General features: G+C 64.8%; 15 protein-coding genes. 13 read left to right on the forward strand and 2 right to left on the reverse strand.

Annotated features, from left to right (window positions below):
- Nucleotides 1–433: 433 nt before the first annotated feature.
- From IVB50_RS28620 to IVB50_RS28635, 4 genes are all read left to right on the forward strand, one after another.
- Nucleotides 434–1,054: a TetR/AcrR family transcriptional regulator gene (locus IVB50_RS28620; RefSeq protein WP_345946471.1), complete on the forward strand. Its 621-nt coding sequence runs from the start codon at nucleotides 434–436 to the stop codon at nucleotides 1,052–1,054.
- Nucleotides 1,055–1,104: 50 nt separating this feature from the next.
- The gene (locus tag IVB50_RS28625) at nucleotides 1,105–2,298 is read left to right on the forward strand and encodes an MFS transporter (RefSeq protein WP_247298570.1); all 1,194 of its coding nucleotides are present in this window, start codon (nucleotides 1,105–1,107) and stop codon (nucleotides 2,296–2,298) included.
- Between the two features lie 136 nt (nucleotides 2,299–2,434).
- Nucleotides 2,435–2,845, forward strand: coding sequence for a hypothetical protein (locus IVB50_RS28630; RefSeq protein ID WP_026233102.1), 411 nt, complete (start codon nucleotides 2,435–2,437; stop codon nucleotides 2,843–2,845).
- A gap of 138 nt (nucleotides 2,846–2,983) precedes the next feature.
- Nucleotides 2,984–3,193: a hypothetical protein gene (locus IVB50_RS28635; RefSeq protein WP_018456179.1), complete on the forward strand. Its 210-nt coding sequence runs from the start codon at nucleotides 2,984–2,986 to the stop codon at nucleotides 3,191–3,193.
- A 257-nt stretch (nucleotides 3,194–3,450) separates the two neighbouring features.
- On the opposite strand, the gene IVB50_RS28640 is transcribed toward IVB50_RS28635, so the two are convergent.
- Nucleotides 3,451–4,422 (reverse strand): LysR family transcriptional regulator, encoded by a 972-nt coding sequence (locus IVB50_RS28640; protein WP_247298573.1) that lies wholly within the window; start codon nucleotides 4,420–4,422, stop codon nucleotides 3,451–3,453.
- A 120-nt stretch (nucleotides 4,423–4,542) separates the two neighbouring features.
- Between IVB50_RS28640 and IVB50_RS28645 the strand changes: the two genes are divergently transcribed.
- The 9 genes from IVB50_RS28645 to IVB50_RS28685 all read left to right on the forward strand — a co-directional run bounded on the left by IVB50_RS28645 (nucleotide 4,543) and on the right by IVB50_RS28685 (nucleotide 13,778).
- Nucleotides 4,543–5,580 (forward strand): class 1 fructose-bisphosphatase, encoded by a 1,038-nt coding sequence (locus IVB50_RS28645; RefSeq protein ID WP_085352578.1) that lies wholly within the window; start codon nucleotides 4,543–4,545, stop codon nucleotides 5,578–5,580.
- A 13-nt stretch (nucleotides 5,581–5,593) separates the two neighbouring features.
- Nucleotides 5,594–6,469 (forward strand): phosphoribulokinase, encoded by an 876-nt coding sequence (locus IVB50_RS28650; protein WP_063993396.1) that lies wholly within the window; start codon nucleotides 5,594–5,596, stop codon nucleotides 6,467–6,469.
- 16 nt (nucleotides 6,470–6,485) lie between these two features.
- A complete protein-coding gene (gene tkt, locus IVB50_RS28655; protein ID WP_247298576.1) occupies nucleotides 6,486–8,507 on the forward strand; it encodes a transketolase in 2,022 nt (673 codons plus the stop codon).
- Nucleotides 8,508–8,521: 14 nt separating this feature from the next.
- Entirely contained in the window at nucleotides 8,522–9,607 is a 1,086-nt protein-coding gene (gene fba / locus IVB50_RS28660) for a class II fructose-bisphosphate aldolase (RefSeq protein ID WP_018456185.1), read from the forward strand.
- A 31-nt stretch (nucleotides 9,608–9,638) separates the two neighbouring features.
- The gene (locus IVB50_RS28665) at nucleotides 9,639–11,099 is read left to right on the forward strand and encodes a form I ribulose bisphosphate carboxylase large subunit (RefSeq protein ID WP_085352576.1); all 1,461 of its coding nucleotides are present in this window, start codon (nucleotides 9,639–9,641) and stop codon (nucleotides 11,097–11,099) included.
- An 11-nt stretch (nucleotides 11,100–11,110) separates the two neighbouring features.
- Complete coding sequence (locus IVB50_RS28670; protein WP_018456187.1) at nucleotides 11,111–11,518, forward strand: ribulose bisphosphate carboxylase small subunit; 408 nt, start codon at nucleotides 11,111–11,113, stop codon at nucleotides 11,516–11,518.
- Between the two features lie 98 nt (nucleotides 11,519–11,616).
- The gene (gene cbbX / locus IVB50_RS28675) at nucleotides 11,617–12,552 is read left to right on the forward strand and encodes a CbbX protein (protein ID WP_018456188.1); all 936 of its coding nucleotides are present in this window, start codon (nucleotides 11,617–11,619) and stop codon (nucleotides 12,550–12,552) included.
- Nucleotides 12,549–13,286 carry a ribulose-phosphate 3-epimerase gene (gene rpe, locus IVB50_RS28680; RefSeq protein ID WP_018456189.1) on the forward strand — a complete coding sequence of 246 codons (738 nt, stop codon included), beginning with the start codon at nucleotides 12,549–12,551 and terminating at the stop codon, nucleotides 13,284–13,286. The genes cbbX and rpe overlap by 4 nt, the downstream gene beginning before the upstream one ends.
- 279 nt (nucleotides 13,287–13,565) lie before the next feature.
- Nucleotides 13,566–13,778, forward strand: coding sequence for a hypothetical protein (locus tag IVB50_RS28685; protein WP_018456190.1), 213 nt, complete (start codon nucleotides 13,566–13,568; stop codon nucleotides 13,776–13,778).
- A 114-nt stretch (nucleotides 13,779–13,892) separates the two neighbouring features.
- On the opposite strand, the gene IVB50_RS28690 is transcribed toward IVB50_RS28685, so the two are convergent.
- The gene (locus tag IVB50_RS28690) at nucleotides 13,893–14,729 is read right to left on the reverse strand and encodes a universal stress protein (RefSeq protein WP_247298579.1); all 837 of its coding nucleotides are present in this window, start codon (nucleotides 14,727–14,729) and stop codon (nucleotides 13,893–13,895) included.
- Nucleotides 14,730–14,755 lie beyond the last annotated feature (26 nt).

Genomic DNA, 14,755 nt, shown 5'->3' on the forward strand with positions numbered 1-14,755 from the left:
TGTGCGGTTTTCCTGCGTGTGCTTTTCGCGCAGCGGACCGCGGGTGCCAGCCGGCACCCGGCCTTCCCTGCGCCCTCTTGGACAAGAGGGTGAAGCGACGAAGCAAAGCTCGGGCGGAATCAGCCGCGAGGATGAGAAGGCATGTCTGCAAGTTGTAATGTGCGCAGGACCGCGATGTGGCCTGCGCCGTGGCGATGCCCGGCAGTCAGGCGTAACAACCTCAAATGTCGTCGTGGCGAAGGCCAGGACCCATACCGCGAGGTCTATCGATTTAAGGCGGTATCAATCCCACCGAACGAATGTCCGCCCAACCCCTTCCCTGGGATAATGGGTCCTGGCCTTGGCCAGGGGCGACGCCGGAGTTAGTGGCCCTACCGCCCCAATCACAACCAAGTGTCTTTGTTTGGAAACAAACATTCCCTATTATCCTGCAATGCAAAAAGCGGCCCGCAAATCCAGCTCCGTCGCCCGTTCGCCCGGCCGTCCGCGGGAGTTCGACATGGACACCGCGCTCGACAGGGCCGTCCGCGTGTTTTCCGAGCGCGGTTATCATGCCACGTCGATCGGCGATCTCACCGCGGCGATGCGGCTGGCGACCGGCAGCATCTACAAGGCGTTTCGCGACAAGCATGCGGTGTTTCTCGCCGCCTTCGAGCGCTACGCGGCGCTGCGCCAGGAGCAGACGCGCAGCGCGGCGGCAAAAGGCGCCAATGGCCGCGAGCGGCTGCGCAACATGCTGCTGTCGTATGTAGAGCATTCCCAGGGCAGCGAGGGGCGGCGCGGCTGCCTCGTGGTCGGCAGCGCGGTCGAATTGTCCGCGGTCGATCCGGTGGTCGCCGCCCTCGTCAGCGCGCGGCTCGAGACCAACGAAGGCTTCATCGCCGGCCTCATTCGCGAGGGGCAGGCCGACGGCTCGATTCCCCGCCATGTCGCCGCCGCCGACACCGCGCGCCTGATGATCTGCATCACGCAGGGCCTGCGCGTGGTCGGCAAGGCGGGCCTTTCGCTCGACGGCAAGCGCCTGGTCGCCGTCGCGATGAAGCTGCTCGCCTGAATTTTTGTCATATTAGGAAACGACCGTTTCCGAATCTGGAGAGCCTGTGAATGACGATGAATGCCACGATCGAGACCGCGCCGGATCCGGATGCGGTGTCGCAGCGACTGACCTTCGTGCTTGCCGCGGCCTGTGGCATGGTCGCCGCCAACATCTATTACGCCCAGCCGCTGATCGCCCCGATCAGCGCCGCGCTCGGCCTGTCGCATGAAGCGGCGGGACTGATCGTCACCATGACGCAGATCGGCTACGGCGTGGGGCTTCTCTTCATCGTGCCGCTCGGCGACCTCGTCGAGAACCGTACCCTGATTTGCTCCGTCATCACGCTCGGCGCGGCAGCCCTGCTCGCCGCGGGGTTCGCGTCCCACGCGCTGCCCTTCCTGATCGCCGCGTTGTTCATCGGACTCGGCTCGGTCGCGGTGCAGATCATCATTCCCTATGCGGCGCATCTTGCGCCGGCAGCCATTCGCGGCCGCGTCGTCGGCAACGTCTCGACCGGCCTGATGCTCGGCATCATGCTGGCGCGGCCGGTGTCGAGTTTCGTCACGGCGATGCTGTCGTGGCATGCAGTGTTCTTCTGCTCGGCCGCGTTGATGATCGTGCTCGCAGCGGTACTCTGGATGACGCTGCCGAAGCGCAGGCCGGTCGCGCGGATGCATTACGGCGAGTTGCTGCTGTCGATGCCGCATCTGGTGCGGACCACGCCGCTGCTGCGCCGCCGCGCGCTGTACCAGGCCAGCCTGTTCGGCGCCTTCAGCCTGTTCTGGACCGTGACGCCGCTGCTGCTCGCGAGCGAATTCGGCTTCACCCAGCGCGGCATCGCGCTGTTCGCGCTTGCCGGTGTCGCCGGCGTGTTCGCAGCCCCGATCGCGGGACGGCTTGCCGATCGCGGCCATAGCCGCATGGCCACGCTGGTCGCGCTGCTACTCGCGGCCGTAGGATTCCTGATTACGCATGTCGGCGCGCCCGGATCGGTGCTGAACCTCGCCTGCCTGGTCGTGGCTGCGATCGCGATCGACATCGGCGTGCAGGGCAACGTCGTGCTCGGCTTCCGCGCGATCTTCGCGCTGGGGCATGAGCACCGCAGCCGCCTGAACGGTCTCTACATGGCGACCTTCTTCACCGCGGGCGCGGCGGGCTCGGCGGTCGGCGCGTGGGCGTTTGCACAAGGCGGCTGGACGCTCGCATCGGCCTTTGGGCTCGCGCTGCCCGTCGCAGGCCTGGTCTATGCGGCCACCGAGTAGGGGCTGGTTGCTCCAATTAGCGATCCGGCCCGTTTACCAAGGCCGCCGGGTCGGCAATTTCCACCTCGCAGTTTCCCTGCCGCTGTAGTACTTTGGTCGCAAGCGAGCCTGGTTAACGGGCGGCAGGGGGAGGCTGATGAGGCGTGCGGGGCTGGTTGGCGTACCGCGGGTACGACCATGGTCGTGGCAGGCGTTTCTGCTTGGATTCATCGTTGTCGCAATGTCGGCTGCGCTCCAGGGCGGCTGTGTCGCGCTCGGCGCAAAACTCTATTTCGCGGCGTTCCTGCCCAGCCTGTTCGTGCTCGGCATTATTGCGGGCGCACCGGCGGCGGCGTTCGCCGCACTACTCACCATTCCGCTGGTATGGTGGGCATTCATGCCGCCCTTCTTCGAGTTCAATTCGCTGACCAGCGCGCATGCCGATTCCATCAAGCTGTTCTGCCTGCTCGCCGTGCTGGTGATCGGCCTTGCCGATCTCTGCCGCGAGATCATCAGCCGCGGTGGGTTGAAGCCGCGGGGCGAGAGCGCGGCGACGAATTCGCAATAGATCGGCCTTGTGCGGCCGCGCACGTTGCGCGCGGGCAACAGTCCGGAAACCATTCGCGCGCTTGCTGTGCGGCGCTAACTTTTCGAAAAAGATTTGGCCGCAATTTCTCCCCCGGGAATGACGAGGGAGTTTTCGGACATGAACGGCCAAATCACCGGTCACGCCATCTTGGAGAACGTGCGCCGCTACCGCGGTATCGCATCGCTCTATCGCCAGACCGCTGCATTCCGCCCGGACCAGAGCTGGTCGCTGCTCGAGCAGGCGAAGGATTGGGAAGCGCGGGCGCTGCTGGAGCTGGAAGCCTATTTCGCCGCGCGGATGGACTACGCCCCTACACGCGCGGCCTGATCGTTAACCATCGGCGCGGCCTTGCGCAGGCCCGCCGAAGGGCCGGTCGTCGGGTCGTGCACGGAAAACACGGGGCGATTACGGAGTTATCTCGTCGCCCGTCTGTGCTAGCAACGTCCCGACCGAGACATCCCAATTCGGCCGGGGCAAGCGATGACCACCTTCAACCGCATCTTCACGACCGAGCGCCTGCTCCAGATCATCGTCATTCTCGCGGCTACGGTCGCGATGAAGCTGATGGGCTGAATTTCGACGGGCTATCGCGCGCCGAATTCGGGCACGTCGGGAAGATAGTTCGACCCCTCCGATCCCAAGAAATCGAACATCGCCTGCGCCGGCGGCAACAGCACCTTGTCGCTGCGGCGGATCACGTACCATTGCCGCACGATCGGCAGGCCCGCGACGTCGAGCACGATCAGCCGGCCCTCGGTGAGCTCGTGCGCCACGGTGTGGGCCGAGATGAAGGCGATGCCGAGCCCGGCGATGACCGCCTGCTTGATGGTCTCGTTGCTGCTCATCTCCATGCCGATGATCGGCTCAAGATCCGACCTCTGGAACATGCCTTCCATCAGTGTCCGCGTCCCCGAGCCGGGCTCGCGGGTGAGGAAGGTCTCGTGCACGAGGTCGGTGAGGTTGAGGCCGGAATCCTTCTCCAGCCAGTGCCCCTTGCGCGCGACGATGATGTGCGGATTGCGCCCGAGCTGCCGGACGTCGACGCTGACATCGGCCGGTGGCCGACCCATCACCGCGAAGTCGAGGTCGTAGCCGTGCATGGCCCCGCGGATCTCCTCGCGATTGCCGACCGTGAGCTTGATCTCGATCTTCGGATACCGCTTCGAGAATGCCGCGATCGCGTGCGGCACAAAATATTTCGCGGTCGAGACCGCGCCGAGATGCACCGTGCCGCCGGTTCGCCCCGCAAGCAGGTCGAGCGAACCCTGGCAGTCCGCGATTGCGGCCTCGACGCGCTCGGCGAGCGCCAGCACCTCCTTGCCGGCTTCCGTCAGCAGCATGCCGTCGCCGGTCCGCTGAAGCAGCGGCAGTCCGGCGAGATCCTGCAGCTGACGCAATTGCTGGGTCACGGCCGGCTGCGTCAGGCCGAGCTGGGTCGAGGCTGCCGTGACGCTGCCTTTTGCCGAGAGCGCCGCAAGCGAGCGAAGCTGCCGGATCGTGAGATGCCGGAGCTGTGCCGTCGAATGGACATTATAAGATAATTCTTTGGCGCTCATTATGAATAGAAATTTTCCTTATTAAGCCGCCCCTGTCAATCTCGTCGTTGTTGGCACTGGCCGCACCGACCTCCAGCGAGGAGGGAACTGGATGCGGCGCCTGCAAAGGGATGGACGCAGATGACCGGGCAACTCAGGCTGGACGACCACCTTCAGCGGTATTCCGAGACGGCGCCGCATGCGCTGGCCGTAGCGGCCGCGGTCGATGCCATCGCGGCGGCCGCGATCGAGATCGCCGATCTTATCGCCACGGGAGACCTTGCGGATGCGTCGGGCCTGACCACCGGCCGCAACAGCGACGGTGACGTGCAGCGCGATCTCGACGTGCAGGCGGATGCGATCCTGCGCCGCTGTCTCGGCAAGCTGCCGATCGCGGCACTGGCGTCGGAGGAGATGCGTGAACCGCAGATCGGTGACCGCGCGGCGAAGATCTGCGTCGCGATCGATCCGCTCGACGGCTCCTCCAATATCGACATCAACATGACCGTGGGCACGATCTTCTCGATCCTGCCCGCGCCCGACGATCTCGCGCTCGCCTTCCATCAGCGCGGCTCGGCGCAGCTCGCGGCGGGATTCGTCACCTACGGCCCGCAGACCTCGCTGGTGCTGACGCTCGGCGAGGGCGTCGACATCTTCACGCTTGACCGCGGGTCCGGTTGCTTCCGTCTCGCGCGTAGCGCCGTGCAAATCTCCGAGACCTGCGAGGAGTTCGCGATCAACGCCTCGAACCGCCGGCATTGGGAACAGCCGGTGCGCGCCTTCGTCGACGAATGCCTCGCCGGTGTGGAAGGGCAGGCCAACCACAATTTCAACATGCGCTGGGTCGGCTCGCTGGTGGCCGAGGCCTATCGCATCCTTACCCGCGGCGGCGTGTTCCTCTATCCCTCCGATTCACGGCCCGGCTATGGCGATGGCCGCCTGCGCCTCGTCTACGAGGCGCACCCGATGGCTTACATCGTCGAGCAGGCCGGCGGCTCGGCTTCGACCGGGCGCGAGCGTATCCTCGAACTCTCGGCGCAGAGCCTGCATCAACGCGTGCCGCTGATCATGGGTTCGAACAACGAGGTGCAGCGCGTCGAGGAACTGCATTGCGATCCCTTGCTGGTCGCCAGCGTCTCCGCACCGCTGTTCGCGCGGCGCGGCTTCTTCCGGCTCTGAGCGAGGCGCCCCGATGTCCAGGAAGCATCCGATCATCTCCATCACCGGCTCTTCCGGCGCCGGCACCACGTCGGTCAAGAAGACCTTTGAGCAGATCTTCTTCCGCGAGAAGGTCAACGCCGCCTACATCGAAGGCGACGCCTTCCATCGCTACGATCGCGCGGAAATGCGCACGCAGATGGCGAAGGAGGCCGATCGCGGCAACAGGCATTTCAGCCATTTCAGCCCCGAGACCAATCTGTTCGAGGAGCTGGAGCGGGCGTTCCGCGACTATGGCGAGACCGGCACGGCGACGACGCGGCACTACGTCCACGACGCCGAGGAATCCGCGCTGCATGGCGCCGCACCCGGCACCTTCACCGAATGGAAACGGCTGCCGGAGAGCTCCGACCTTCTGTTCTACGAGGGCCTGCACGGTGCTGTCGTTACCGACAAGGTCAACGTCGCGCGTTATGCCGACCTCAAGATCGGCGTCGTGCCCGTTATCAATCTCGAATGGATCCAGAAGCTGCACCGCGACCGCAGTGCGCGAGGCTATTCGACCGAGGCCGTTACCGACACCGTTCTGCGGCGGATGCCCGATTACATCCACTACATCTGCCCGCAATTTTCCGAGACCGACATCAACTTCCAGCGTGTGCCGACGGTGGACACCTCCAATCCGTTCATCGCGCGCTGGATCCCGACGCCGGACGAGTCGATGGTCGTGATCCGCTTCAAGAACCCGCGCGGCATCGACTTCCCCTATCTGCTCTCGATGCTGCCGCAAAGCTGGATGTCGCGTGCCAATTCGATCGTGTGTCCCGGCGCGAAACTCGATCTTGCGATGCAGCTGATCCTGACGCCGCTGATCATGCAGCTGATCGAGCGTAAGCGAAACCTGAAGTGAACGAGGGGAGGATCCGATGAACATCTCCGTCCACGCCGACGCTGACCTCACGGCGGTATCGCATAGCGATCTCGCCAACGCCGTCCGCTTCCTCGCGGTCGACGCCATCGAGACTTCGCAGTCCGGCCACCCCGGACTGCCCATGGGCATGGCCGATGTCGCCACCGTGCTGTTCTCGCGCTTCCTGAAATTCGACTCGGCTCACCCCCATTGGCCGGATCGCGATCGCTTCGTGCTGTCGGCGGGCCATGGCTCGATGCTGCTCTATGCATTGCTCCATCTCACCGGCGGCGACGTCAGCCTCGATGACATCAAGGCGTTCCGGCAATGGGGCTCGAAGGCGCCGGGCCATCCGGAATATGGCCATACGCCGGGCGTCGAGACGACGACCGGTCCGCTGGGGCAGGGGATTGCGACCGCGGTCGGCATGGCACTCGCCGAGCGCATGGCCAATGCGCAACATGGCGACGGCCTCGTCGATCATTTCACGTACGTCATCGCCGGCGACGGCTGTCTGATGGAAGGCATCAGCCAGGAAGCGATCTCGCTCGCCGGGCATCTCGGGCTGGGCCGCCTGATCGTGCTGTTCGACGACAACGGCATATCCATTGACGGCCCGACCTCGCTTGCGACCTCCGATGACCAGCTCGCGCGCTTCGCTGCCTCCGGCTGGTCGGTGCGCGGTGTTGACGGGCACGATCCCGAAGCAGTTGCGCAGGCGATTGCCGAGGAGCGTGAGAGCACAAGACCGTCGCTGATCGCCTGCCGCACCATCATCGGCTTCGGCGCGCCGGATCGTCAGGGCACCGAGAAGGCGCATGGCGCGCCGCTCGGCACGGAGCAGACGGCCGCGGCGCGGCGAACGCTCGGCTGGGACTATCAGCCCTTCGTGGTGCCTGTCACGATCCTGAAAGCATGGCGGATGATCGGGCAGCGCGGGCAGGTCGAGCGTCTCGCCTGGCTCGATCGCTATGAATGCGCGACGCCCGAGCAGCGCGACCTGTTTATCGAGGGCAAGGCGGTTGCCCTGCCGAACGCCTATGCCCAGGCCTCGGCGAAATTGCGCGAGCGCTTTGCCACCGAGCGTCCGAAGCTCGCGACGCGGCAGGCGTCGCAACAGGTGCTCGACGGCATCGCCGAGACGATTCCCGGATTTGTCGGCGGCTCGGCGGATCTCACGCATTCGAACCTGACGCATGCCAAGGCGCAGACCCCGGTCAAGCGCGACGCGTTCGCCGGCGATTACATCCATTACGGCATCCGCGAGCATGGCATGGCGGCCGCGATGAACGGCCTCGCGCTGTACGGGGGCTTCATTCCCTATGGCGGCACCTTCCTCGCGTTCTCCGATTACAGCCGGCCGGCGATCCGCCTTGCGGCCTTGATGCGGATCCGCGTCATTCATGTGATGACCCATGACTCCATTGGCCTCGGTGAGGACGGCCCCACGCACCAACCGGTCGAGCATCTCGCAGCGCTCCGCGTCATTCCGAACCTGCTTGTTTTCCGGCCGGCCGACGCGGTTGAGACGCTGGAAGCATGGGACTGCGCGCTCCAAGCTGAAAATCGTCCCTCCGTGCTGTGCCTGTCCCGTCAGGCGCTGCCGACCTTCCGCAGCGATGTCCGCGGGAGGAACCGCGTCGCACGCGGCGCCTATCTGATCGTTTCGCCGGACGGTGGCCGCGACGTGACGCTCATCGCAACGGGTTCGGAAGTGTCTATTGCGCTGGAGGCGGCCCGCCTGCTCGCTACCGAGCACGTCCGTGCGGCCGTGGTCTCCGCGCCCTGCTTCGCGTTGTTCGAGGAGCAGCCGGAGGATTACCGCGCCGCTGTGCTCGGCACCGCGCCGCGGGTTGGCATCGAGGCGGCAGTCGTCGGCGATTGGCACCGCTGGATCGGAACCGAGGGCGAATTCGTCGGCATGCGCGGCTTCGGCGCTTCGGCGCCGGCCCCGGTGCTCTACCGCGAATTCGGCATCACGCCGCAAGGCGTTGCGGAAGCCGCCCGGCGGGCGATGGCCCGCGCCGGCAAGCAATAACAGGAGGATTTGTCGTGGCCCGTATCACTCTTCGTCAGCTGCTCGACCACGCCGCCAGTCACGGCTACGCGGTGCCGGCGTTCAACATCAACAACATGGAGCAGGGCATCGCGATCATGCAGGCGGCGGCCGAGGTCGACGCGCCCGTCATCATCCAGGCTTCGCGCGGCGCGCGCAGCTATGCCGGCGACCTCATGCTCTCGCACATGATCGATGCGCTGGAGCGGACCTATCCAGACATCCCGCTCTGCCTGCACCAGGACCATGGCAATGACGAGGCGACCTGCGCGTCCGCGATCGCCCATGGCTTCACCTCGGTGATGATGGACGGCTCGCTCAAGGCCGACGCCAAGACCGCGGCCGACTACGACTACAACGTTGCGATCACCCGCCGCGTCGTCGATCTCGCGCATTGGGTCGGTGCCTCCGTCGAAGGCGAGCTCGGCGTGCTCGGCTCGCTCGAGCATGGGGGCGGCGAGCAGGAGGACGGTCACGGCGTCGAAGGCACGGTCAGCCATGATCAGTTGCTCACGGATCCCGACCAGGCGGTCGACTTCGTCCGCGCTACCAAAGTCGATGCGCTCGCGATCGCGATGGGCACCTCGCACGGCGCCTACAAGTTCAGCCGCAAGCCGGACGGCGACATTCTGGCGATGCGGGTGGTCGAGGAGATTCATCGCCGGCTGCCGAACACGCATCTCGTGATGCACGGCTCTTCCTCGGTGCCTCAGCCGCTCCAGGACATGTTCAACCAGTTTGGCGGCGAGATGCCGCAGACCTGGGGCGTGCCGGTCGAGGAGATCGTCCGCGGCATCACGAGCGGCGTGCGCAAGGTCAATATCGACACCGACTGCCGGCTGGCAATGACCGCGGTGTTCCGGAAAGTGGCCGCGCAAACGCGCTCCGAGTTCGATCCGCGCAAATTTCTCAAGCCCGCCATGGATGCGATGCGCGAGCTCTGCCGCGAGCGCTTCGAGCAGTTCGGCACCGCAGGCCACGCCAGCGGTATCAAGGTCGTTCCCTTGAGCGAGATGGCGCGGCGCTACCGCGCCGGCGATCTCGATCCGCGCGTCGACGCCCGCGAGCCCGTCGCGGCCTAATCATTCAGAGAGAGAAGAGCAGGAGAGAGCCATGAATGCACATGCAGGAACCGTCCGCGGCAAGGAAAGATATCGATCGGGCGTGATGGAATACAAGCGCATGGGCTATTGGGAGCCCGACTACGTGCCCAAGGACACCGACGTCATCGCGCTGTTCCGCGTCACGCCGCAAGAGGGCGTCGATCCGATCGAGGCGTCAGCCGCAGTCGCCGGCGAATCCTCGACCGCGACCTGGACGGTGGTGTGGACCGATCGGTTGACCGCCGCCGAGAAGTATCGCGCGAAATGCTACCGCGTCGATCCGGTGCCGGGCACGCCGGGCTCGTACTTCGCCTACATCGCCTATGACCTCGACCTGTTCGAGCCGGGCTCGATCGCCAACCTCTCGGCCTCGATCATCGGCAACGTATTTGGCTTCAAGCCACTGAAGGCGCTGCGGCTGGAGGACATGCGTTTCCCGGTCGCGTATGTGAAGACGTTCCAGGGACCGGCCACCGGCATCGTGGTCGAGCGCGAGCGGCTCGACAAGTTCGGCAGGCCGCTGCTCGGCGCGACCGTCAAGCCTAAGCTCGGCCTCTCGGGCCGCAATTACGGTCGCGTGGTCTACGAGGCGCTGAAGGGCGGGCTCGACTTCACCAAGGATGACGAGAACATCAACTCGCAGCCGTTCATGCACTGGCGCGACCGCTTCCTTTATTGCATGGAGGCGGTGAACCGGGCGCAGGCGGCCTCCGGTGAGGCCAAGGGGACCTACCTGAATATCACCGCGGGAACCATGGAGGATATGTACGAGCGCGCCGAGTTCGCGAAGGAGCTCGGGTCCTGCATCGTCATGATCGATCTCGTGATCGGCTACACCGCAATCCAGTCGATGGCGAAATGGGCGCGCCGCAACGACATGATCCTGCATCTGCATCGCGCCGGTCACTCGACCTACACGCGGCAGAAAAGCCATGGGGTGTCGTTCCGCGTCATCGCCAAGTGGATGCGGCTCGCCGGCGTCGATCACATCCATGCCGGCACCGTGGTCGGCAAGCTCGAAGGCGATCCCAACACCACGCGCGGCTATTACGATGTCTGTCGCGAAGACTTCAACCCGGCCAAGCTCGAACACGGCCTGTTCTTCGACCAGTCATGGGCGAGCCTGAACAAGATGATGCCGGTCGCCTCCGGCGGCATCCATGCCGGCCAGATGCACCAGCTGCTCGACCTGCTCGGCGAGGACGTCGTGCTCCAGTTCGGCGGCGGCACCATCGGCCATCCCATGGGCATCGCGGCCGGCGCGATCGCCAACCGTGTGGCGCTGGAAGCGATGATCCTCGCCCGCAACGAGGGCCGCGACTACGTCCACGAAGGACCGGAGATCCTGGCCAGGGCGGCCGAGACCTGTACGCCGCTGAAAGCTGCACTTGAGGTTTGGAAGGACGTCTCCTTCAATTATGAATCCACCGACACGCCGGACTTCGTGCCGACCGCGCTCGAAACCGTTTGAGGAGATTTGACATGAAGCTGACCCAAGGCTGCTTCTCATTCCTGCCCGATCTGACCGACGACCAGATCACCAAGCAGGTGCAGTATTGCCTGACCAACGGCTGGGCGGTGAACATCGAGTTCACCGACGATCCGCATCCCCGCAACACCTATTGGGAGATGTGGGGCCTGCCGATGTTCGATCTCCAGGACGCCGCCGGCGTGATGATGGAGCTCGCCGAATGCCGCAGAGTGTATGGCGACCGATACATCCGCCTCAGCGGCTTCGACTCCAGCCATGGCTGGGAATCGGTGCGGATCTCGTTCATCGTCAACCGCCCGCCGCAGGAAGCCGAGTTCGAGCTGGTGCGGCAGGAGGTGAGCGGACGCGCGATCCGCTACACCACCGTGCGCCGGCAGCTCGCGCACGCACCAACCTAAGTCATTCTCCTCCGCGCGGAGCACTCCCTGCTCCGTTTCCTTGGCGGACCACTGCTTCGCCGCTCCCCCGCGGCGAAGCCCTTTTCTTCGAGGTGCCGATGCTGGATGTTCCCCACGCCATGACCACTGAGCCCGGCGAGACCAGTTTCGATCTCCGCAAGGAGGCCGAAGAGGCTGGAATCACGGGCACGCTGCAGCAGCTCGAGCAGGAGCTGATCGGATTGAAGCCGGTGAAGAGCCGCGTGCGCCAGATCGCGTCGCTCTTGCTGATCGAACGTATCCGGCAGCGTGCGGGATTGGCTTCGTCGCCACCGACGCTGCATATGTCGTTTACCGGCAATCCCGGCACCGGCAAGACGACGGTCGCGCTGCGCATGGCAAAGATCCTGCACGGCCTCGGTTTCGTGCGGCGCGGGCAGGTGATCTCGGTGACGCGCGACGATTTGGTCGGCCAGTATATCGGCCACACCGCGCCGAAGACCAAGGAGATCCTGAAGAAGGCGATGGGCGGCGTGCTGTTCATCGACGAGGCCTATTATCTGCACCGTCCCGACAACGAGCGCGACTACGGCCAGGAGGCGATCGAGATCCTGCTCCAGGTGATGGAAAACCAGCGCGAGGACCTCGTCGTGATCCTTGCCGGCTATGGCGAGCGGATGACGAGCTTCTTTGCCTCTAATCCCGGCTTCCGTTCGCGGATCGCGCATCACATCGACTTTCCGGACTATGCGGAAGCCGAGCTGCTCGTCATCGCCGAGCTGATGCTGAAGGAACGGGGTTATCGCCTCTCGGCGGCGGCGCGCGAGGCGTTCGAGAAATACATCGCGCTACGTCGGACCCAGCCGTTCTTCTCCAATGCGCGCTCGATCCGCAACGCCGTCGACCGCATCCGCCTGCGGCAGGCCGATCGGCTGGTGTCCGATCTCGACCGCATGCTCGATATCGCCGACCTCGAAACGATCGATCCCATGGACGTCCTGGCGAGCCGCGTCTTCAGCGGCGGTGCGGACGCGCAGGGGAGTGCGAAGCCATGACGAGAGAAATCCTCATCGCGCCGTCAATCCTGGCTGCGAATTTCGCCCGCCTCGGCGAGGAGATCGTGGCGATCGATGCGGCGGGTGCCGACTGGATTCACTGCGACGTCATGGACGGGCATTTCGTCCCGAACATCAGTTATGGCGCGGACGTCATCAGGGCGATCCGGCCGCTGACGAAGAAAATGTTCGACGTGCATCTCATGATCGCGCCCGCCGATCCCTATCTCGAAGCGTTCGCGAAGGCCGGCGCGGATGTCATCACGGTGCATGCCGAAGCCGGTCCGCACCTCGATCGCTCGCTCCAGGCCATCCGCGCGCTCGGCAAGAAAGCCGGCGTCAGCCTGTGTCCCGCGACTCCCGAAAGCACGATCGAATATGTGCTCGATCGCCTCGACCTCGTCCTGGTGATGACGGTCAATCCGGGCTTTGGCGGCCAGTCCTTCCTCGAATCCCAACTCGAGAAGATCGGGCGTATTCGAAGCATGATAGGCGACCGGCCGATCCGACTCGAGGTTGACGGTGGCATCACGCGCGACAATGCCGCCGCCGTGGCCGCTGCGGGCGCCGATACGCTTGTAGCGGGCTCCGCCGTGTTTCGCGGCAAGAGCAGTGCGGACTATGCCGGCAACATCGCGGCCATCCGCGCCGCTGCGGAAGCCGGCAGGGTTCCGATGCTGCAACATAGTTCGGCGCAGACAATGCGTGCCGGTGAGCCCGCGCTCATCCGGTAGACTGCCGGATACAGGCGGGCGAGCCGGCACCGTAATGGGGTGTGCCAGGGCGTGCCCCTTTGCACTGCAGATATACGAGGATGACCCACAACCCTAGCCTTGGCCTGCGGTAAGGTCCGAAGCGTTGAGTCCGCGCTGATTGGAACTTTCGCCTCGATACGCGTTTGCCTAGAAACAAGCGAGTCAAGCGCGCGGCGGGCGCAGCAAATCTTTTGCACAACCGCCATCGCCCTGACGCAAATAAGGGCAATAAGCTCTGTGAATGCGAGGGAGGGTCTCATGGACAACGTACGTCGCTACCGCGCGCTAGCGTCCCTCTGTCGTCAGCAGGCCGCCTACCGGCCGCTCCAGAGCTGGGAACTGCTCGGCCAGGCCGAACATTTCGAACATCTCGCCGAAGTCGAACTCAAGGCGCATTTCGACGCGTGCAATGCGCAACAAGACGAGGACGGCGTCGAGGCCACGGCGTGGGAGAGACCCGCCGCGGCGTGACGGTCCAACTTGTTCGAATATGACCTGAACTTGCCAACGCCGGCACCGCTCAAGACGCGGTTGTCAGCCCGAACGACAAGGCTTGTGACCGGCCCGACCTGGATAAGCCCTCGATTAATGCGACATCAGCGTCGGGACGGTCATGGCTTCCAGCATGGCGCGGGTGACGCCGCCGAGGAACCGTTCTTGCAAACGCGAATGGCCGTAGCCGCCCATGATCAGAAGATCCAGGTTCTCATCGGCTGCCAGCGACAGCATGGTCGGCTGAATGTCAGAGCGCGCCGCCGACAGGTTGACCGTGCGGGTCGACAGTCCGCGCCGGCCGAGATGCCTTGCCAGATTGCGCGTCGAGACTTCCTCGGGAACCATATCTGTTTCGTTGATCGCAATGATCACGATCTCCTCGGCGCGGGCCAGGAATGGTGAGGCGTCGCGCATAGCGCGCGCGGCGAGGCGGCTGCCATCCCAGCAGATGCCGATCCGTTTCGCCTTGAACGCTCCATGGAAGGTGTAGGGCAGGAAAAGCACCGGGCCACCCGCCTGGAACAGGATCTCGCCGGGCACATCGTTGTCGAGTGAGCCTTGCGCCGGATCCGGCTGGAGCACGATGCTGAGATCGTGCAGCCGCGCCATCTCGCCGAGCAAGCCGACCGCATCCCCCGGCATCGCCCCGAGTGGGTGGCATGTGTAGGAAATGCCGGCGTTCATCGCTTTGCTCTTGAATACCGCGAGCGCCGCCTCGGCCCGCTCCACTGCACTCTCGCGCTCCATCTCGAACACCGCCGCCACCGCAGCGCCGCCCTCCACGATATAGGCCGCACTGGTTGCCACATAGCCAACCGCAACTGCATCGAGATGGGCGTTGAGGCCCGCTGCGAGCGAGATCGAGCCGTCGATCACCGGGCGGATCGGCCGCTCGGTGGGGATGTGGACGAGAATGTCTTTGTACATGACGTGCCTCCGATGGACATCATCCG

The organism is Bradyrhizobium sp. 87 (assembly GCF_023073015.1).
Taxonomy (GTDB): domain Bacteria; phylum Pseudomonadota; class Alphaproteobacteria; order Rhizobiales; family Xanthobacteraceae; genus Bradyrhizobium; species Bradyrhizobium canariense_D.